An 18090-nucleotide genomic window follows, 5' to 3' on the forward strand; every position below is an offset into this window, starting at 1 on the left:
AAAATCTATGGCCACCCCCATTTTTGCAATACTGATTAACGGGTGGTCCAGACAAAGCGTCAGCCAAGAGAGTTCGAATTCCCTACGGTTATTGAAGTCACCGAGTTCCTCGCGATATGTCAGCGCTTGAACATCCCCTCCGATATTGCTCCCATCGCAGAACATTGCGCAGTGGTTATCGAGCCGACGTCCATATATCTGGCAACTGCTCGCAGATCGACAGCAGGAAGTCGCTGATGACAATGCGATCCGCATTTTGCTTGAACAGCTACACAGCCCTGAAGGTTTGCCGCCCAAGGCCGACAGCGTCTGCCATTTGATCAATCAGCATCTGTTGGAACACCCTCAACTGCTCTGGCCAATTGGTTGGGCAGCCGAGAACAGTTGCGGGCTGAATGGGGTGGGAAGCGAGAAGGTGCAGCTCGATTATCAAAGCCATCAGTTGAAGTTGGAACTGAGGTTTGTAGGGTAATCGACCAGAATGATTTATTTTTCGCGTCTTAAACGACACTATCCGGTTCGAACAAGCTGCCCGTCTTGCGCAACATGGCTGTGGTTCGTTCCATGCGTCGGGCAAAGTCATCCAGTTCAATCTGATGCTTTTGCTCCGACGCGATCTGACCCACATGGCTGCTTGGTTGCAGGAGTTGTTCCGCGCCTGGCAAGAACGGTACCACTAGGCCAGTGGCCTTATCGATCACCTGGTAGCCGATGGTCGCCGCCCCAATGCCCGCCGCCAGTCCGCCAACACCACCTAATACACCACGGCGCTTGATGCCATACACCGTAGCCCCGGCAATCATCGCCACGCCCAATATGCGACCGGCCACTACGACTGGGGACAGATCACGGCTATTGTCATTGCCGAAATAGGTCATGCGGTAAAAGAAATAACCGGCCCACAACTCCCTCGACTTCAACTTGTCGTGCATGAACCAGGCCCGCGAGTCGTGTATCTGGTCATCGAACAACGCCACCAGTAGGGCCATCTCAGGGTCTGCACCGGACGTGCCTTGAGCATCACGGAACAGTTGCTTACTGCGCAGATCACCTGCCGTCTTGAGGGCGTCATGGTCCTTGGACTCGTCATTCTCGTTAAGTAAATAGATCGCATCGCGTAACACCACGTCGGTCACCGTGCCTTGCCAACTGGATTGCTCACGCTTCTGGCCGGTGTAGTCAGACTTGAATTCCTCGGCAGCTTGGCTGAGTTGGGTCTGATCAATCTGCGGTTCATAGATTCGTGGGCCGGGATACTGAGGGTTATCCCGCCGCATTTTCACGGCATCAGCCTGGTCTTTTTTATACTGTTCGCGCTCAGTAGTTTCCTGATAGGGCGTCGCCTCTTTGGCTTGGGTGAAAAAAGGCTGGCGCTTATAGCTGTCGTTATTACCTTGAGGATCATTGACGTAACGACCAATACGCCAACCGGTGATCCAGCCCAGTTGATCGGCCAGGGTGTCTTCTACGGTGGTGTTCAGACGCAGCGGCTTATAGGCCGAGTCCTCGACGGATTCGTCAGCCGCAACACCTGGTAGGGTTTTGAGGCGCCAGGCGTTGAAGCGCTCAATCAGTTGCTGACTGACCACAAACTCTGAGGAAGTCCCAGGCCCCATTTTTCTCCACAACCTCTCCGAGCTAGTATTAAACGTGTCCGGCAGTACCTCTTCTGGCACTTGCAGAGGGGCACCCGCTGCAAAAGCAGCGGCATACAAGTCGTGCAAGACAATCTGCGACACCAGCTCATGAGTACCTTCACGAGCTTTGCCCTGGTCATTTTTCGGGTAGCCGCCGCCCACATCCGAATGCACACCGGGGTACACCACTTCGTAGGTATTGGCCGGATACTGGCCGTTTTCGTTACGAATCGAATCCAACGGAAAGCATGAGCGTTGCTCGAAGCCCGCGACAAAATGCCGACAACACTTGACCAGTTCCGGGAACCGCTGCGCATCCGGTAGCAACTGGGTGTTATCGGCCCAGTCCATATGCCCAGCAAAGAATGGGGCTACATGGGCGATACCCACCGAGGCCACCGTGTCCAGCACGCCAAGAAACTCGACGCTGACAGGCAAGCCCAACAGTTCCTGTTTTGGCAGTTCATCCCCTTCTGGGGTGTCGAACAACTGACTCAACCAGGTAACAAAAGTGCGAGCCTCTGCCGCTCCCCGAGAGAAACCGTACACGTACAGTTTGACCGCCAGCACTTTAGGCTGGGCCTCGTCCTTGCGAGCGTGTAAAGGGGCCAGCAGCTCTTTCATGATTCGGCGGCGATTGCCTTCACCCAGAGCACTCATCAGCGGTGCCTTCCAGGTGCTCATGGCCTCGACCTTGGTCTTGGCGACAATGTCATCAATTCCGCTTTTATTGTTCAGAGCATAAGATAACGCGCTGGCCACCTGTACCAAGGCCCAGTTGATCCGGTCTTCCCCCCCAGTGGCATATTGCAGCCCGCTATCGCTGTAATCCAGTTCGCCAACTTCGGGGAATGGCGTGCCGACACCGGGCATGTAATACGAAAAATAACCCTGCCCCATCGCGTCTTTACCTCGTAGTGAGGCATGAAACAGCTTGGCGATATTAGTGGGATGACCATTCTGGGTGTCACTCTTTTCGTTATTGTTGGTGCCATCGAAAAACAGACTGATATGCAGGCTATGACAACAGGTAAAACGCTGTGTGCGACGCCCTTGATCGTCACGTTTTTGTTGAAGCCGATTTTGCTCAGCAATTTGCTTATTGTAGTTATCTGTCACATCCGATGTTTTCGTCGGGAAACGCCCTGCAGCAGGAAAAACTGGCGGTCCCCAAGCTTTGTCTTTTGAATTATTGTTCACTTCGGACATACGGCCGGCTCCTTCATTTGCGAGGGCTCTTTAATCGGGTAATGCTCTGAGTTAAATGCCCAACATGAGCTCGTAACCTTGATCTGGTTACAAACCAAAAAGTGTACCTTCAGGCCGCATCGCTCCGTTCCAGGCCACTCTGGAATATCCACGGTGGTGCTGTGGCGCTGATAGTTGGCTGCATGTTTGGCATAAACCTCTCTGAACTCATCTGATGTTACAGAGGGCATTTTTGCAGACGGCTCAGGATCGACCTCCCATTCAATCTGGGCCTTTAAGCCAGGACGCCATTTGACGGGCATGATGATGCAACACGAGCTTCCACCACCACCGTCCGCTCGGTAACCATTGACCGACATCCAGTTAATACCATGCATGGTATGGTTGATGGCTTGCAGGTTTCCCCCTGCCATTTCATTGTTCGCTGAAGAACACCCAGATAACGCGAATCCCAACAAGTAAAACGCGACTTTTTGTGTTGTTTTTTTTATTATCGACTGCATCGCTAGCAACTTCCTTGCTGATTACCTTGACCGCGCAAACCATTCAAATCACTTGTGCATGCAATACACTCTTGTCCCAGCGCAAAGTGGCTATCCAGGCACCTAGGTTCTGCTTAAGTTCTGTTTCACATACTCGGTCAAATCGCCGAAATAATTTTCCTGACCCGCTTGCACAACAAGTGAGTGAATTAGCGCGAAACGCCGCTCTCGGCTCTCATCCAGGAAATCAAAGTTTTTGCCATTTAACAGTTGCTGTGCATCGCTGATACAACCAAGCAGGTCAAATTGTTGATCGTTCATTTCCACGAAGGGACTGACCTGGATATTGCTTTGATGGGTGAGCCTCGTGCCTTGTAACCACTGCGGCTGGTTATCCCGATCAAGCCAGCCCCAATAAGCAGCGGCTTGCAGAAACTCGGCGCGCTGCTGATCGGTGAGGATCGAGGACATCAGCAGGGGAAAGATGCGTGAATCGTAATACCGTAACAAACCGGTTTGTCCACCCCAAGCCAATTGCGAAAACCCTTGCAGGGCTTTACTCAAAACTTCGAAGGGCAACGACGAGATCACCACCATCAGGCGGCCATCGGTGGCATGCTCCACCAACTGTTCCAGCCAGGCCTTATGTCGCCACTGCGTCAAGTCCAGACGCATCAACAGAGGGGCCTGATCCAACAGGTTTTGCTCTGACGTGCCGGTGAACAACGAGAACCAGGGGACTTTTGGCGTTAGCATCTCCAAGGCAGGCACAGCACGGTGGCTCCATCCTGCTTGGTCGAGCAGTAAGTCAATCTGGCTTATGCCAATGTGGGCGCAGACATGTTCGATCTGTTCTTGCCATTGAGTGGGCATCGTCATGTCCATATTCCCTCGATTAATTATCGCGGATCAGTCCGGTCGAGGTTCTCGCGTCGGCGGGCAGACGCTCAAACGATGCGCCAAAGGCTGCACACATAAAAATCGAGAGTAAATAGGACATTTCCCAAAGATGAGAGCTTAGTCATGCAAAATATTTCATGGCGATCACACTGGAAACTACTCCCTGGTGCAATTGCCACAAAGCAGCACTGATGTACTTAGCGTGTCAGAAAGGCGATGAATGCGAGTCGCATATTTTTCAAGCGCGAACCGTTACAAGTAGGCAGAGTTTTGGTGTGAGCATTTTCTGCGAAAGACCTCGCGGCCCGACTTATCCTGGCCGTGCAGGTGGAAAGTGTGTTTACCGAGATCGATACCGATCAGTGCTGACTCGCTCATGATGATGGCCTCCGAAAACAAAACACCCCGTGAAAGCGTAGCCCTCACAGGGTGTTGGGAGTGACCATCTCATTAGCCCGCAGTGTGGGCGGGCAAAAAAACCAACGAAGAGCGTCGAGGGGATGATGCTCAGCTACCGCGATAGGTGGAATAGCTATAAGGCGAAATCAACAGCGGCACATGGTAGTGCTCCTGTTCGGCGCTGATGCCGAAGCGCAGCACCACCACGTCGAGGAACGCCGGCTCCGGCAATTGCACGCCACGCGCCCGGTAATAGTCGCCGGCGCTGAATTGCAGTTGGTACACACCGCTGCGGTAGGCGTCGCCTTGCAGCAACGGTGCGTCGCAGCGGCCGTCGCTGTTGGTGACGGCAGTGGCGACCAGTTCCAGTTGCGCGCCGTCGACGCGGTACAGCTCAACCGTGATGCTGCTGCCGGGACAGCCGTGAGCGGCGTCCAAAACGTGTGTGGTCAAACGTCCCATGGCGTGTACGCGCCTCCCGAGGTCAGTAGAAATGAGTGCCGCACTTTTTCAGGGCAGCGAAAAAGCTGGTGCGGGACGATTAAGACACTTTTCAAAAAAATTGTACACAATAAAAATCACAAACCTTGCGATCCTTCCACTGGCCTGGCGCGACCGGCCGATTCATGAGTCATCCTTGCTTTTAAACGACCTTTTGTCCATTAGCTGACCAGTCAGGCAAGTTTCTTGCTACACCCTTGAAGGTGAGCGTTGCGGAAAAAATGCAGAAATCCGGGCTTACAAAGTGGCGAACAAGTTGTATACAATCACTCATCGCTGTGACGCCACTCAGTCTTTTCACTGCCCGGCCGCCACACCCACCGCTACCACGCACAAGAAGGAAGACTGCAGTGAGCGCTGACTACCCACGCGACCTGATCGGTTACGGCAGTAACCCTCCTCACCCCCACTGGCCGGGCAAGGCACGCATTGCGTTGTCTTTTGTACTCAACTACGAAGAAGGCGGCGAGCGCAATATCTTGCACGGTGACCAAGAGTCCGAAGCCTTCCTTTCCGAAATGGTCTCGGCCCAGCCGCTGCAAGGCGAGCGCAACATGAGCATGGAGTCGCTGTACGAATACGGCAGCCGTGCCGGCGTGTGGCGCATCCTCAAATTGTTTAAAGCATTCGATATCCCGCTGACCGTCTTCGCCGTGGCCATGGCCGCCCAGCGCCACCCGGACGTGATCCGCGCGATGGTCGCCGCCGGCCATGAAATCTGCAGCCACGGCTACCGCTGGATCGACTACCAGTACATGGACGAGGCCCAGGAGCGCGAGCATATGCTCGAAGCCATCCGCATCCTCACCGAACTGACCGGCGAACGCCCGCTGGGCTGGTACACCGGCCGCACCGGTCCGAATACGCGGCGCCTGGTGATGGAGGAAGGCGGCTTCCTCTACGACTGCGACACCTACGACGACGACCTGCCCTACTGGGAACCCAACAACCCCACCGGCAAGCCGCACCTGGTGATCCCTTACACCCTGGACACCAACGACATGCGCTTCACCCAGGTGCAAGGCTTCAACAAGGGCGATGACTTTTTCGAGTACCTCAAAGACGCTTTCGACGTGCTCTACGCCGAAGGCGCCGACGCGCCGAAGATGCTTTCCATCGGCCTGCACTGCCGCCTGATCGGCCGCCCGGCGCGCCTCGCGGCGTTGAAGCGCTTTATCGAATACGCCAAGGGCCATGAACAGGTGTGGTTCACCCGCCGGGTCGACATTGCCCGCCACTGGCACGCCACTCACCCTTATAAGGGTGCGGCGCAATGACCAGGTTCCAGACCGTCAAACCGTCGACCTTGAGCCGCGATGCATTCATCAGCGCCTTTGCCGACATCTACGAACATTCGCCATGGGTGGCCGAAAAGGCCTTCGACCTGGGGCAGGACGCTTCGCTCGACGAGATCGAAACCCTGCACCAGCGCATGCGCGATATCCTGCTCAGCGCCGATCACGCCACGCAACTGGCGCTGATCAACGCTCACCCGGACCTGGCAGGCCGTGCAGCCGTCCAGGGCCAACTGACCGAAGCCAGCACTCATGAACAAGCCGGCGCCGGTATTCACCAATGCACGGCCGAAGAGTTCTCACGCTTCACCGAGCTGAATGAGGCCTACAAGGCCAAGTTCAAGTTTCCCTTCATCATGGCGGTAAAAGGCAGCAACCGGCATCAGATCATCAAAGCGTTCGAAACGCGCATCCACCACCCGGTCGACACCGAGTTCAAGTGCGCGCTGGACGAGATCAACAAGATCGCGTTGTTCCGCTTACTGACCCTCTAAACGACCATCCCCAGCCACTCTATCCAAGGCAGACAAGAAGAATGAAAGCGCAACCCGTACCTTTCGAGAAGTTCGTCAACCTGGCCGACGCCCGCCTCGGCACCAAAATCATCTCGGTGACCGATGACTGGTTCGCCGACGCCAACCGCCTGTTCCAGCCGACCCCGGCGGTGTGGAAGGAGGGCGTTTTCGATGACAACGGCAAGTGGATGGACGGCTGGGAGTCGCGCCGCAAGCGCTTCGAAGGCTACGACAGCGCGGTGATCCGCCTGGGCGCACCAGGTTCGATCAAGGGCGTGGACATCGACACTTCATTCTTCACCGGCAACTTCCCGCCGTCGGCCTCCCTGGAAGCCTGCTTCCTCGCCTCGGGCGAGCCGGATGACAGCACCCAGTGGGTGGAAGTGCTGTCGGCCGTCGAGCTGCAAGGCAACAGCCACCACTACCACGCAATCAACCATGACCAGGCGTTCAGCCACCTGCGCTTCAACATCTACCCGGATGGCGGCGTGGCCCGTCTGCGCGTGTACGGTGTTCCGTTCCGCGACTGGTCCGCAGTGGGCGACAACGAACAGGTCGACCTGGCGGCGGCGTTGAACGGCGGTCGCGCCCTGGCCTGTTCCGACGAACACTTCGGCCGCATGGGCAACCTCCTCAACCCCGGCCGTGGCGTCAACATGGGCGACGGCTGGGAAACCGCGCGGCGTCGCACGCCAGGCAATGACTGGGTGATCGTCGCGCTGGGGCATGCGGGCGAGATCGAGAAAGTCATCGTCGACACCCTGCACTTCAAGGGCAACTACCCGGACACCTGCTCGATCCAGGCCGCGTTCGTGAAAGGCGGCACCGACAGCCAGATCGAAACCCAATCGCTGTTCTGGCGCGAACTGCTGCCGGCGCAGAAGCTGGAAATGCACGCCGAACACACCTTCGCCGAGCAGATCAAGGCGCTGGGGCCGATCACCCACATCCGCCTGAACGTGTTCCCGGATGGCGGTGTGAGTCGCCTGCGCGTCCTGGGCAAGGTCGCCAAGTCATGCTGAACCTGTAGGAGCGAGCTTGCTCGCGAAAAACTCAAGGACACCGCGTTCATTCAGGATGCACGCGTTATCGTTGACGACCTTCGCGAGCAAGCTTGCTCCTACAACGGTCCATCAATAACCCAACAGATTAAGAAGCCAGCCATGCGCACACTGATGATCGAACCCCTGACCAAAGAAGCCTTCGCCCCCTTCGGAGACGTGATCGAAACCGACGGCAGCGAGCACTTCATGATCAACAACGGGTCGACCATGCGTTTTCACAAGCTGGCAACGGTGGAAACCGCCCAGCCGCAAGACCACGCCATCATCAGCATCTTCCGCGCCGACGCGCTGGAAATGCCGCTGACCGTGTGCATGCTGGAGCGACACCCGCTGGGCAGCCAAGCCTTCATTCCGCTGCTCGGCAACCCCTTTCTGATCGTGGTCGCGCCACTTGGCGATGCACCTGTATCAGGCTTGGTCCGCGCCTTCGTCACCAACGGCAGGCAGGGCATTAATTACCATCGCGGCGTCTGGCACCACCCGGTGCTGACGATCGAAAAGCGGGATGACTTCCTGGTGGTTGATCGCAGTGGCACAGGCAATAACTGCGATGAGCATTTTTTCAAAGAGGATGAGCGGTTGATCCTCGCCCCCCACCAATAAGAGAAGGCCGGATCACCCGACAACAAGGGTGACAGGCGAGAGGTAAAGACTGTGGAAGCACATCTGTTGGAATGGCTGAACCTCAGCGTGCGCTGGGTTCATATGATCACTGGCGTGGCCTGGATCGGCGCGTCGTTTTACTTCGTCTGGCTGGAAAACAACCTCAACCGCGTCAACCCCAAGGACGGCCTTTCCGGTGACTTGTGGGCGATCCACGGTGGCGGTATCTACCACCTGGAAAAATACAAACTGGCCCCGCCGACCATGCCGGACAACCTGCACTGGTTCAAATGGGAAGCCTATTTCACCTGGATGTCGGGCGTCGCGCTGCTGTGCGTGGTGTTCTACCTCAACCCGACGCTGTACCTGCTCGCACCCGGCAGCAGCCTGAGCGGCACCGAAGGCGTGTTGCTGGGCATCGGCTCACTGTTCGCCGGCTGGTTCATCTACTCCTTTCTCTGCGACTCGGCCCTGGGCAAACGCCCGGCGCTGCTCGGCTTGATCCTGTTCGTGCTGTTGATCGCGGCGGCATACGGCTTCAGCACAGTGTTCAGCGGCCGGGGCGCGTACCTGCATGTGGGGGCGATCATCGGCACCATCATGGTGGGCAACGTGTTCCGCATCATCATGCCGGCACAACGCGCGCTGGTGGCGGCGATCGCGGAGCAGCGCACGCCGGACCCGGCCCTGCCGGCCAAGGGCTTGCTGCGTTCACGGCACAACAACTACTTCACCTTGCCGGTGCTGTTCATCATGATCAGCAACCACTTCCCGAGCACCTACGGCAGCCACTACAACTGGCTGATCCTGGCGGGGATCGCGGTGGCGGCGGTGTTGGTGCGGCATTATTTCAACACCCGGCACAACAGCCAGAAATATGCCTGGACCTTGCCGGTGGGCGCGTTGGCGATGATTTGCCTGGCGTATGTCACCGGGCCCAAGCCGATCGCCGAAGTGGCCAAGGCACCGGCGGCCATCGAGTACCAGCCGTTGCCGGAGACCGCATTGGGCGGCGGCGAGAAACCCGTCGCACCGGCCGCCCCCGCTGCGGCACCCGTGCCGGCCCAGGCAACGGTCGACTTCGACAAGGTGCATGGGGTGATCCAGGCACGCTGCGCCGTGTGCCATTCGGCCAAGCCCACCAGCCCGCTGTTCAGCACCGCACCGGCGGGGGTGATGTTCGACACGCCGACGCAGATCCAGCAACAGGCCGCGCGCATTCAGGCGCAGGCCGTGGCGAGCCAGATCATGCCGCTGGGCAACATCACCCAGATGACCCAGCAGGAACGCGATCTGATCGGCACCTGGATCAACCAGGGCGCCCGCACGAACTGACTGACTCACACAGATCCCAATGTGGGCGGTTCTGAACGACCCGCCGTCGCCCACACTCATTGATTCCTTCGTCACAACAAAAACAATAACGAACAGGGAACGCCCACATGTACACCTTTGACCTGGGGACGGCCACAAGCCGTGCCCCATTCTCGCCCCACGCGCGCTCTAACAGCGCACTTGAGCCAAGGCTTTGGAGCCAGTATTCTCCGCGCCCGCTCGAATCGACTGAAAAAAAAACAGCGAATGTAAAAGCTGACTGCAAGGCCAACTTATCCCGGCCTGCGGGCGGCGGCCCAAGTGCGCAAAAGCCCTCTGAATTCGACTGCAGCCGCTGCAGCCGACGGGGTTTTTTTTGGCTTTTTTTACACCTTGGCGCAGCTCTTGCTAAAAGCATTAAAGCTGACCGAACAGACGATTTTTTCAGCGAACCAAAAGGCGCCACACCAGAGCGCCTGCTTAGAAGAAAAACCATAAAACTTTAACTCGGGAGCAACCGAATGAAACCTATGTTCAAAGGCCTGATGCTGGCGGCAACCCTGCTGGCGGGCGGCCAAGCCGTTGCCGGCGACTTGTTGCAGTGGCAGAACAACAGCCTGACGTACCTGTGGGGCAAAAACTTCACCGTCAACCCGCAGATCCAACAGACCGTCACGTTTGAACACGCCGATGCGTGGAAGTACGGCGACAACTTCTTTTTCCTCGACCGCATCTTTTACAACGGCAAGGAAGACGGCAACGTCGGCCCCAGTACTTACTACGGCGAGTTCAGCCCGCGTCTATCGTTCGGCAAGATTTTCGACAAGGACTTGTCCTTCGGACCGATCAAAGATGTATTGCTGGCATTCACTTATGAGTTCGGCGAAGGCGATAACGAATCGTACCTGCTGGGCCCGGGCTTCGACCTGAACATCCCTGGTTTCGACTACTTCCAGTTGAACTTCTACCAGCGCCAGACCGAAGGCAATCGCCCGGGCGACGGTGTGTGGCAGATCACCCCCGTGTGGTCGTACACCCTTCCCGTGGGCAACTCCAACATCCTGATCGACGGCTATATGGATTGGGTGGTCGACAACGACAAGAACGCCCGTGGCACTTATCACGCCAACCTGCACTTCAACCCACAAGTCAAATATGACCTGGGCAAGGCGTTGAACTGGGGCGAGAAACAGCTGTACGTCGGTTTTGAATACGACTACTGGAAGAACAAGTATGGGATCGAAGATTCCGGCGCGTTCAAGACCAACCAGGATACCGCGAGCTTTTTGGTCAAGTACCACTTCTGACCACACCGCGGGCCTGATGGGGGAGCTGGCGTGCCTGCTCCCAAATTCAGCTAGGGGACAGCCCCAAAAACCGGGTTATCTCCTCGCGCTTGGCCAGCGCATCACTGCGCCCCAACTCGATCAACTCGCTGCAATACCCCGCCTCGAACAGCAAGTAACTGAGCACCCCCGCCCCGCTGGTCTTGGTCGCACCCGGCCCGCGCAGGAACAGGCGCAACGCCGCGGGCAATTCCTGCCGATGCCGCGCCGCGATTTCATCGATCGGCTGACTCGGCGCAATCACCAGCACATCCACCGGCGCCAGGCCCCGGGCCGCGCTGTCGGCGGGCTGGAAATGGCTGAACTGGTTCAAGCGCTCCAGCAACTCGATATCGCTTTCCAGGCTGTCAATGAACGTGCTGTTGAGCATGTGCCCACCGATCTGCGCCAGGGTCGGCTGCTGGCCAGTGTAGGCGCGCTGCGAGGCGTGTTCATGCTCGACGCCGCGCGGGTTGCCGCTGACACCCACCACCAGCACGCGGCTGGCGCCCAGGTGCAAGGCCGGGCTGATGGGGGCCGATTGCCGCACCGCGCCATCGCCGAAATATTCCTGGTCGAGCTTCACCGGAGCAAACAGCAAGGGGATCGCCGAACTGGCCAACAGGTGTTCGACCGTGAGTCGGCTGGGCACACCGATACGCCGATGGCGCAGCCAGGCATCGATGGTGCCGCCGCCCTGGTAAAAGGTCACTGCTTGCCCGGACTCGTAACCGAAGGCCGTGACCGCCACCGCCTTCAGGTGATTTTCGCGGATGGCCTGGTCGATGCCATCCAGGTGCAGCATCTCGTGCAGCAGGTCCCGTAGCGGCGCGCTGTTGAGCAGCGCCACCGGGACCTGGGCGCCCAGGCCGAGCAGGCTGTGGAAACAGAAACGAGCGGCCTGGTGAATCACCCCCGGCCAATCGCTGCGCAGCACCAGGTGGCTGCGAAAGCCCTGCCAGAACGCCGTCAGACGCTCGATCGCCGCGCTGAAGTCCATGGCGCCACTGGCCAGGCTCACCGCGTTGATCGCGCCGGCCGATGTGCCGACGATCACCGGAAACGGATTGGCCGCGCCCGGCGGCAGCAACTCGGCAATCGCCGCCAGTACCCCCACCTGATACGCCGCACGCGCCCCGCCGCCGGAAAGAATCAAGCCTGTAACCGGTTCAGCTGGGCGCATTGCGTCACTCCATGTAGAGAAAGGCGGGTCTTACCGACGGCGTTTTTCGTACAACCTGGGCTCACCCGGCGGCCGGCTCTTGAAGCGGCGATGGGTCCACAGGTATTGCTCGGGGCATTCGCGCACCGAGGTTTCGACCCACTGGTTGATGCGCAGGCAATCGATCTCATCGGTTTCGCCGGGGAAATCGCTCAACGGCGGGTGGATCACCAGGCGATAACCGCTGCCGTCGGCCAGGCGCTCCTGGGTAAACGGCACCACCAGCGCCTTGCCCAGGCGGGCGAACTTGCTGGTAGCGGTCACGGTGGCGGCCTGGATGCCGAACAGCGGCACGAAGATACTTTGCTTGGCGCCGTAGTCCTGGTCCGGCGCGTACCAGATGGCGCGGCCGGCGCGCAGCAGCTTGAGCATGCCGCGCACGTCTTCACGCTCCACGGCCAGGGAGTCGAGGTTGTGGCGCTCGCGGCCACGGCGTTGGATAAAGTCGAACAGCGGGTTGCCGTGCTCGCGGTACATGCCGTCGATCGTGTGTTTTTGCCCGAGCAGGGCCGCGCCGATTTCCAGGGTGGTGAAATGCAGGGCCATGAGGATCACGCCCTTGCCGTCCAACTGAGCCTGCTTGAGGTGCTCCAGGCCTTCGACGTGGGCCAGCCGCGCCAGGCGCTGGCGCGACCACCACCAACTCATGGCCATTTCAAAGAAGGCGATGCCGGTGGAGGCGAAGTTTTCCTTGAGCAAATGTTTACGCTCTTGCGCGGACTTTTCCGGGAAGCACAGTTCCAGGTTGCGCGCGGCGATGCGGCGACGTTCGCCGGCCACGCGGTACATGCCCGCGCCCAGCAGGCGACCAATGGTCAGCAGCGCGCGGTATGGCAATTGAGTGACCAGCCACAACAGGCCGAGTCCCAGCCATAGCAGCCAAAATCGCGGGTGAAAAAATACAGCTCGAAAACGCGGGCGATCCATTACAGATTCCGGTAAAGACAAGGGCCGCGCATTCTACAACGGTTCGACTCGGCTTGCGGCCAGTGGTTGTTCTCGTTATAAGTCTCGACACTTTTCGTGACAAGCCGCTTTTGCCGACCATGAGCCAAACCGAACCGCTAGACCAAGATCCCGTGTTCCAGCTGAAAGGCAGCATGCTCGCCATTACCGTGCTGGAATTGGCCCGCAATGACCTCGACGCCCTGGACCGCCAGCTCGCCGCCAAGGTCGCCCTGGCACCGAACTTTTTCAATAACGCGCCGCTGGTGCTGGCCCTGGACAAGCTGCCAGCCGGCCAGGGCGCAATCGACCTGCCGGGCCTGATGCGCGTGTGCCGCTCCCATGGCCTGCGCACCCTGGCGATTCGTGCCAGCCGTATTGAAGACATTGCCGCCGCCATCGCTATTGAACTGCCAGTACTGCCACCGTCCGGTGCCCGCGAGCGCCCACTCGATCCGCTGGCCGGTGAAGTGAAGAAAAAACCGGAAAAACCGCCGGAGCCGACGGTCAAGCCGACCAAGATCATCACCTCCCCCGTGCGCGGCGGGCAGCAGATTTACGCCCAGGGCGGCGACCTGGTGGTGATCTCGTCGGTCAGTCCGGGCGCGGAACTTCTGGCCGATGGCAACATCCATGTATACGGCCCCATGCGCGGACGTGCCCTCGCCGGCATCAAGGGTGATACCAAGGCACGTATTTTTTGCCAGCAGTTGACCGCTGAACTCGTTTCGATCGCGGGTCAGTACAAGGTTTCCGAAGATTTGCGCCGCGATCCGCTGTGGGGCGCCGCGGTACAAGTCAGCCTGTCGGGCGATGTGTTGAACATCATCCGTCTTTAACGGATACTGCCGCATTTTCCAAGCATCTCTAGACTCTGATAGCACAGCGAAACCGGCAAGACTTGCGTAGGACTAGTTTGAAGTTGGCGTTTCCACGCGGAAACCACCTCTTTTCCCTACAAAGGCTGTCCGCCTGCAGCGAGTTCCAAGAGATGTTTTTCGGGGGCTGAAAAGTCCTTTTTCCTTAGGGGTGAAACACCTTGGCCAAGATTCTCGTGGTTACATCCGGCAAGGGTGGTGTGGGTAAGACCACCACCAGCGCCGCTATCGGTACCGGCCTCGCTCTGCGCGGCCACAAGACAGTCATCGTCGACTTCGACGTCGGTTTGCGTAACCTCGACCTGATCATGGGCTGCGAACGCCGCGTGGTGTACGACTTCGTCAACGTGGTCAACGGTGAAGCCAACCTGCAACAGGCCCTGATCAAGGACAAGCGCCTTGAGAACCTGTACGTACTGGCCGCCAGTCAGACCCGCGACAAAGATGCGCTCACCAAGGAAGGCGTAGGCAAAGTCCTCGCTGAACTGAAGGAAACCTTCGAATACGTGGTGTGCGACTCCCCGGCCGGTATCGAAACCGGTGCTCACCTGGCGATGTACTTCGCCGACGAAGCCATCGTGGTGACCAACCCGGAAGTCTCCTCGGTACGTGACTCGGACCGCATGCTCGGCCTGCTGGCCAGCAAGTCCCAGCGCGCCGAAAAAGGCGAAGACCCGATCAAGGAGCACCTGCTGCTCACCCGCTACAACCCTGAGCGCGTCAGCAATGGCGAGATGCTCGGCGTTGAAGACGTCAAAGAGATCCTCGCAGTGACCCTGCTGGGTGTCATTCCCGAGTCCCAGGCGGTGCTGAAGGCCTCCAACCAGGGCGTCCCGGTGATTCTGGACGACCAGAGCGACGCCGGCCAGGCGTACAGCGACGCGGTTGATCGCTTACTGGGCAAGACCGTGGAACACCGCTTCCTCGATGTCAAGAAGAAGGGATTCTTCGAGCGTATCTTTGGAGGCAACTAAACAATGAAATTTCTCGACTTCTTTCGCGCCAACAAAAAGCCAAGTACCGCGTCGGTAGCGAAAGAGCGTCTACAGATCATCGTGGCGCACGAACGCGGCCAACGCAGCACCCCGGACTACCTGCCAGCCTTGCAGAAGGAACTGGTCGAGGTGATCCGCAAGTACGTCAATATCGGCAACGACGACGTACATGTCGCCCTGGAAAACGACGGCAGCTGCTCGATTCTGGAACTCAATATCACCCTGCCCGATCGTTGATCGAAAGGGCGGTCGCCACGGCGGCTCCGTCACCTTGATCCCTTTGCGGGAGCCGGGTGATCGAGCCGCCGTTGGCGTTTGTTACGAGGCTGTTTAATGCCGTTGTCCAACATCCATATCCTCTACCAGGACGCCGCCGTCCTGGTGGTGAACAAGCCGACTCTGCTGCTCTCGGTGCCCGGCCGCGCCGACGACAACAAGGACTGCCTGATCACCCGTCTGCAGGAAAACGGCTACCCAGAGGCCCGAATCGTCCATCGCCTGGATTGGGAAACTTCCGGGATCATCCTGCTCGCGCGGGACGCCGACACCCACCGCGAACTGTCCCGCCAGTTTCATGACCGCGAAACCGAAAAGGCCTACACCGCCCTGGCCTGGGGTCAACCGGAACTGGACAGCGGCAGCATCGACCTGCCCCTGCGCTACGATCCGCCGACCAAGCCACGCCATGTGGTCGACCACGAGTTCGGCAAGCATGCGCTGACCTTCTGGAAGGTGCTGGAGCGTTGCGGTGACTGGTGCCGCGTCGAGCTGACGCCGATCACCGGGCGCTCGCACCAGTTGCGGGTACACATGCTTTCCATCGGCCACCCGCTGCTCGGCGACGGCTTGTACGCCCATGAACAAGCCCTGGCCGCCTGGCCGCGCCTGTGCCTGCACGCGAGCATGCTGAGCTTCACCCACCCGCAAAGCGGCGAGCGGCTGCGCTTCGAGTGCCCGGCGCCCTTCTAAAGCTGTAAACACCGTCAAATGTGGAAGGGGATTGCAGTGGGTCAGTGAACAAATGCAGTGACTGACACTCCGCCATCGGGGGCAAGCCCCCTCCCACATTTGTGCTGTGCACTTCTCGCCATCGAACGGTAAACTCCGCGCATTGCTGTCTGGAGCTATTTATGCGCGAAGCGTTGAATCAAGGCCTGATCGACTTCCTCAAGGCCTCCCCTACTCCTTTTCATGCCACTGCGGCCCTGGCCCAACGCCTCGAAGCGGCCGGTTACCAGCGTCTCGACGAGCGCGACACCTGGACCACCGAAGCCAACGGGCGCTATTACGTGACCCGCAACGACTCCTCGATCATCGCCTTCAAGCTCGGCCGCCATTCGCCGCTGCAGGGCGGTATCCGCTTGGTCGGCGCCCACACCGACAGCCCGTGCCTGCGGGTCAAGCCACAACCCGAGCTGCAACGCCAGGGTTTCTGGCAACTGGGCGTCGAAGTCTACGGCGGCGCATTACTGGCGCCGTGGTTCGACCGCGACCTGTCCCTGGCCGGCCGCGTGACCTTCCGCCGCGACGGCAAGGTCGAAAGCCAGCTGATCGACTTCAAGCTGCCGATTGCCATCATCCCCAACCTGGCGATCCACCTGAACCGTGAAGCCAACCAGGGCTGGGCGATCAATGCCCAGACCGAACTGCCGCCGATCCTCGCGCAGTTCGCCGGCGACGAGCGCGTGGACTTCCGCGCCGTGCTCACCGAGCAGTTGGCTCGCGAGCACGGGCTGAACGCCGATGTGGTGCTCGATTACGAGCTGAGCTTCTACGACACCCAAAGCGCCGCCGTGATCGGCCTCAATGGCGACTTCATCGCCGGCGCCCGCCTGGACAACCTGCTGTCGTGCTACGCCGGCCTGCAAGCCTTGCTCACCAGCGAGACCGATGAAACCTGCGTGCTGGTGTGCAACGACCACGAAGAAGTCGGCTCCTGCTCGGCCTGCGGTGCCGATGGCCCGATGCTCGAGCAGACCCTGCGCCGCCTGCTGCCCGAAGGTGATGAATTTGTCCGCACCATTCAGAAATCGCTGCTGGTATCGGCCGACAATGCCCACGGCGTCCACCCGAACTATGCCGACAAGCATGACGCCAACCACGGCCCGAAACTCAATGCCGGCCCGGTGATCAAGGTCAACAGCAACCAGCGCTACGCCACCAACAGCGAAACCGCCGGTTTCTTCCGCCACCTGTGCATGGCCGAGGAAGTCCCGGTGCAGAGCTTTGTGGTGCGCAGCGACATGGGCTGTGGCTCGACCATCGGCCCGATCACTGCCAGCCACCTGGGCGTGCGGACCGTCGACATCGGTTTGCCGACGTTCGCCATGCACTCCATTCGCGAACTGTGCGGCAGCCATGACCTGGCACATCTGGTGAAAGTGCTCGGCGCGTTCTACGCAAGCCGCGATCTGCCCTGATCCAAAGGCCGAATGCAGTTAAACATGTGGGAGGAGCAAGCCCCCTCCCACATTTGGCTTCGCGTGGACCTGATCTATATCACCTGCATTTCCCGCAATCCCACCTAGACTTGTCAGTATTCCCACTCTGAGAAGGCCATCGCCTCATGATCACCATGTCCTCCTTCCACGCCATGCTCATCCCTATCCTGATCGGCATGATCATGCTCGCGGTCGGCTTCAACTTTCGTGACAAGCCCCTCGGCGTGTTCGGCATGTGGATCGGCATGCTGTTGATTCTGGGCACCGTGGTTTACAAGATCCTCGCTAAACTCGCTGAATAACAAATGCACTCGCATTGGGCATAGGGGCCTCGTACACTCGGTCAATTCGTCGTTTTCAAGGTT

The 18090-nt window shown here is 58.9% G+C and carries 19 protein-coding genes; 13 read left to right on the plus strand and 6 right to left on the minus strand.

What is annotated here, in order from left to right:
* Nucleotides 1-500: 500 nt before the first annotated feature.
* The 4 genes from C8K66_RS08965 to uraH form a co-directional block, all read right to left on the minus strand.
* Complete coding sequence (locus C8K66_RS08965; RefSeq protein WP_108524667.1) at nt 501-2846, minus strand: DUF2235 domain-containing protein; 2346 nt, start codon at nt 2844-2846, stop codon at nt 501-503.
* Nucleotides 2834-3349 (minus strand): DUF3304 domain-containing protein, encoded by a 516-nt coding sequence (locus tag C8K66_RS08970; RefSeq protein WP_082643800.1) that lies wholly within the window; start codon nt 3347-3349, stop codon nt 2834-2836. The genes C8K66_RS08965 and C8K66_RS08970 overlap by 13 nt, the downstream gene beginning before the upstream one ends.
* 102 nt (nt 3350-3451) lie before the next feature.
* Nucleotides 3452-4207, minus strand: coding sequence for a DUF4123 domain-containing protein (locus C8K66_RS08975; protein WP_104904523.1), 756 nt, complete (start codon nt 4205-4207; stop codon nt 3452-3454).
* Nucleotides 4208-4735: 528 nt separating this feature from the next.
* Nucleotides 4736-5089: a hydroxyisourate hydrolase gene (uraH, locus tag C8K66_RS08985; RefSeq protein WP_017845823.1), complete on the minus strand. Its 354-nt coding sequence runs from the start codon at nt 5087-5089 to the stop codon at nt 4736-4738.
* Nucleotides 5090-5478: 389 nt separating this feature from the next.
* Between uraH and puuE the strand changes: the two genes are divergently transcribed.
* The 7 genes from puuE to C8K66_RS09015 all read left to right on the plus strand — a co-directional run bounded on the left by puuE (nt 5479) and on the right by C8K66_RS09015 (nt 11226).
* A complete protein-coding gene (gene puuE, locus C8K66_RS08990; RefSeq protein ID WP_108524669.1) occupies nt 5479-6405 on the plus strand; it encodes an allantoinase PuuE in 927 nt (308 codons plus the stop codon).
* Nucleotides 6402-6917 (plus strand): 2-oxo-4-hydroxy-4-carboxy-5-ureidoimidazoline decarboxylase, encoded by a 516-nt coding sequence (gene uraD / locus C8K66_RS08995; RefSeq protein WP_017845821.1) that lies wholly within the window; start codon nt 6402-6404, stop codon nt 6915-6917. The genes puuE and uraD overlap by 4 nt, the downstream gene beginning before the upstream one ends.
* Nucleotides 6918-6958: 41 nt before the next feature.
* Nucleotides 6959-7960: an allantoicase gene (gene alc, locus C8K66_RS09000; RefSeq protein ID WP_017845820.1), complete on the plus strand. Its 1002-nt coding sequence runs from the start codon at nt 6959-6961 to the stop codon at nt 7958-7960.
* Nucleotides 7961-8101: 141 nt separating this feature from the next.
* Nucleotides 8102-8605, plus strand: a complete 504-nt coding sequence (locus C8K66_RS09005; RefSeq protein WP_017845819.1) for an ureidoglycolate lyase — start codon at nt 8102-8104, stop codon at nt 8603-8605.
* A gap of 51 nt (nt 8606-8656) precedes the next feature.
* A complete protein-coding gene (locus C8K66_RS09010) occupies nt 8657-9940 on the plus strand; it encodes a urate hydroxylase PuuD (RefSeq protein WP_104902724.1) in 1284 nt (427 codons plus the stop codon).
* 107 nt (nt 9941-10047) lie between these two features.
* On the plus strand, nt 10048-10425 hold the full coding sequence (locus tag C8K66_RS30540; RefSeq protein WP_126589161.1) for a hypothetical protein: 378 nt from the start codon (nt 10048-10050) through the stop codon (nt 10423-10425).
* 15 nt (nt 10426-10440) lie between these two features.
* Nucleotides 10441-11226: an outer membrane protein OmpK gene (locus C8K66_RS09015; RefSeq protein ID WP_026139882.1), complete on the plus strand. Its 786-nt coding sequence runs from the start codon at nt 10441-10443 to the stop codon at nt 11224-11226.
* 46 nt (nt 11227-11272) lie between these two features.
* Here the strand turns inward: C8K66_RS09015 and C8K66_RS09020 are convergent, their stop codons facing one another.
* Both C8K66_RS09020 and C8K66_RS09025 read right to left on the minus strand, forming a co-directional pair.
* Complete coding sequence (locus tag C8K66_RS09020) at nt 11273-12427, minus strand: patatin-like phospholipase family protein (RefSeq protein ID WP_046382555.1); 1155 nt, start codon at nt 12425-12427, stop codon at nt 11273-11275.
* 30 nt (nt 12428-12457) lie between these two features.
* The gene (locus tag C8K66_RS09025; protein ID WP_046382554.1) at nt 12458-13393 is read right to left on the minus strand and encodes a lipid A biosynthesis lauroyl acyltransferase; all 936 of its coding nucleotides are present in this window, start codon (nt 13391-13393) and stop codon (nt 12458-12460) included.
* A 119-nt stretch (nt 13394-13512) separates the two neighbouring features.
* Between C8K66_RS09025 and minC the strand changes: the two genes are divergently transcribed.
* The 6 genes from minC to C8K66_RS30980 all read left to right on the plus strand — a co-directional run bounded on the left by minC (nt 13513) and on the right by C8K66_RS30980 (nt 18027).
* Complete coding sequence (minC, locus tag C8K66_RS09030; RefSeq protein WP_017845814.1) at nt 13513-14250, plus strand: septum site-determining protein MinC; 738 nt, start codon at nt 13513-13515, stop codon at nt 14248-14250.
* Between the two features lie 200 nt (nt 14251-14450).
* Entirely contained in the window at nt 14451-15263 is an 813-nt protein-coding gene (gene minD / locus C8K66_RS09035) for a septum site-determining protein MinD (protein ID WP_003209098.1), read from the plus strand.
* A gap of 3 nt (nt 15264-15266) precedes the next feature.
* Nucleotides 15267-15521, plus strand: coding sequence for a cell division topological specificity factor MinE (gene minE, locus C8K66_RS09040; RefSeq protein ID WP_003175252.1), 255 nt, complete (start codon nt 15267-15269; stop codon nt 15519-15521).
* 96 nt (nt 15522-15617) lie between these two features.
* Entirely contained in the window at nt 15618-16253 is a 636-nt protein-coding gene (locus C8K66_RS09045) for an RluA family pseudouridine synthase (RefSeq protein ID WP_015885133.1), read from the plus strand.
* 161 nt (nt 16254-16414) lie between these two features.
* Nucleotides 16415-17704 carry a M18 family aminopeptidase gene (locus tag C8K66_RS09050; protein WP_046382553.1) on the plus strand — a complete coding sequence of 430 codons (1290 nt, stop codon included), beginning with the start codon at nt 16415-16417 and terminating at the stop codon, nt 17702-17704.
* Between the two features lie 146 nt (nt 17705-17850).
* Nucleotides 17851-18027 carry a hypothetical protein gene (locus tag C8K66_RS30980; RefSeq protein WP_017845812.1) on the plus strand — a complete coding sequence of 59 codons (177 nt, stop codon included), beginning with the start codon at nt 17851-17853 and terminating at the stop codon, nt 18025-18027.
* Nucleotides 18028-18090: the final 63 nt, after the last annotated feature.

Origin of the sequence: Pseudomonas sp. GV105 (assembly GCF_003058185.1) — a bacterium.
Classification (GTDB): Bacteria; Pseudomonadota; Gammaproteobacteria; order Pseudomonadales; family Pseudomonadaceae; genus Aquipseudomonas; species Aquipseudomonas veronii.

Excerpts from the sequence above, each read along its gene's own strand:
- C8K66_RS08965 (WP_108524667.1), bottom strand. The coding sequence starts at position 2,846 with ATGTCCGAAGTGAACAATAATTCAAAAGACAAAGCTTGGGGACCGCCA.
- C8K66_RS08970 (WP_082643800.1), bottom strand. The coding sequence starts at position 3,349 with ATGCAGTCGATAATAAAAAAAACAACACAAAAAGTCGCGTTTTACTTG.
- C8K66_RS08975 (WP_104904523.1), bottom strand. The coding sequence starts at position 4,207 with ATGACGATGCCCACTCAATGGCAAGAACAGATCGAACATGTCTGCGCC.
- uraH (WP_017845823.1), bottom strand. The coding sequence starts at position 5,089 with ATGGGACGTTTGACCACACACGTTTTGGACGCCGCTCACGGCTGTCCC.
- uraD (WP_017845821.1), top strand. The coding sequence starts at position 6,402 with ATGACCAGGTTCCAGACCGTCAAACCGTCGACCTTGAGCCGCGATGCA.
- alc (WP_017845820.1), top strand. The coding sequence starts at position 6,959 with ATGAAAGCGCAACCCGTACCTTTCGAGAAGTTCGTCAACCTGGCCGAC.
- C8K66_RS09005 (WP_017845819.1), top strand. The coding sequence starts at position 8,102 with ATGCGCACACTGATGATCGAACCCCTGACCAAAGAAGCCTTCGCCCCC.
- C8K66_RS30540 (WP_126589161.1), top strand. The coding sequence starts at position 10,048 with ATGTACACCTTTGACCTGGGGACGGCCACAAGCCGTGCCCCATTCTCG.
- C8K66_RS09015 (WP_026139882.1), top strand. The coding sequence starts at position 10,441 with ATGAAACCTATGTTCAAAGGCCTGATGCTGGCGGCAACCCTGCTGGCG.
- C8K66_RS09020 (WP_046382555.1), bottom strand. The coding sequence starts at position 12,427 with ATGCGCCCAGCTGAACCGGTTACAGGCTTGATTCTTTCCGGCGGCGGG.
- C8K66_RS09025 (WP_046382554.1), bottom strand. The coding sequence starts at position 13,393 with ATGGATCGCCCGCGTTTTCGAGCTGTATTTTTTCACCCGCGATTTTGG.
- minC (WP_017845814.1), top strand. The coding sequence starts at position 13,513 with ATGAGCCAAACCGAACCGCTAGACCAAGATCCCGTGTTCCAGCTGAAA.
- minE (WP_003175252.1), top strand. The coding sequence starts at position 15,267 with ATGAAATTTCTCGACTTCTTTCGCGCCAACAAAAAGCCAAGTACCGCG.
- C8K66_RS09045 (WP_015885133.1), top strand. The coding sequence starts at position 15,618 with ATGCCGTTGTCCAACATCCATATCCTCTACCAGGACGCCGCCGTCCTG.
- C8K66_RS09050 (WP_046382553.1), top strand. The coding sequence starts at position 16,415 with ATGCGCGAAGCGTTGAATCAAGGCCTGATCGACTTCCTCAAGGCCTCC.
- C8K66_RS30980 (WP_017845812.1), top strand. The coding sequence starts at position 17,851 with ATGATCACCATGTCCTCCTTCCACGCCATGCTCATCCCTATCCTGATC.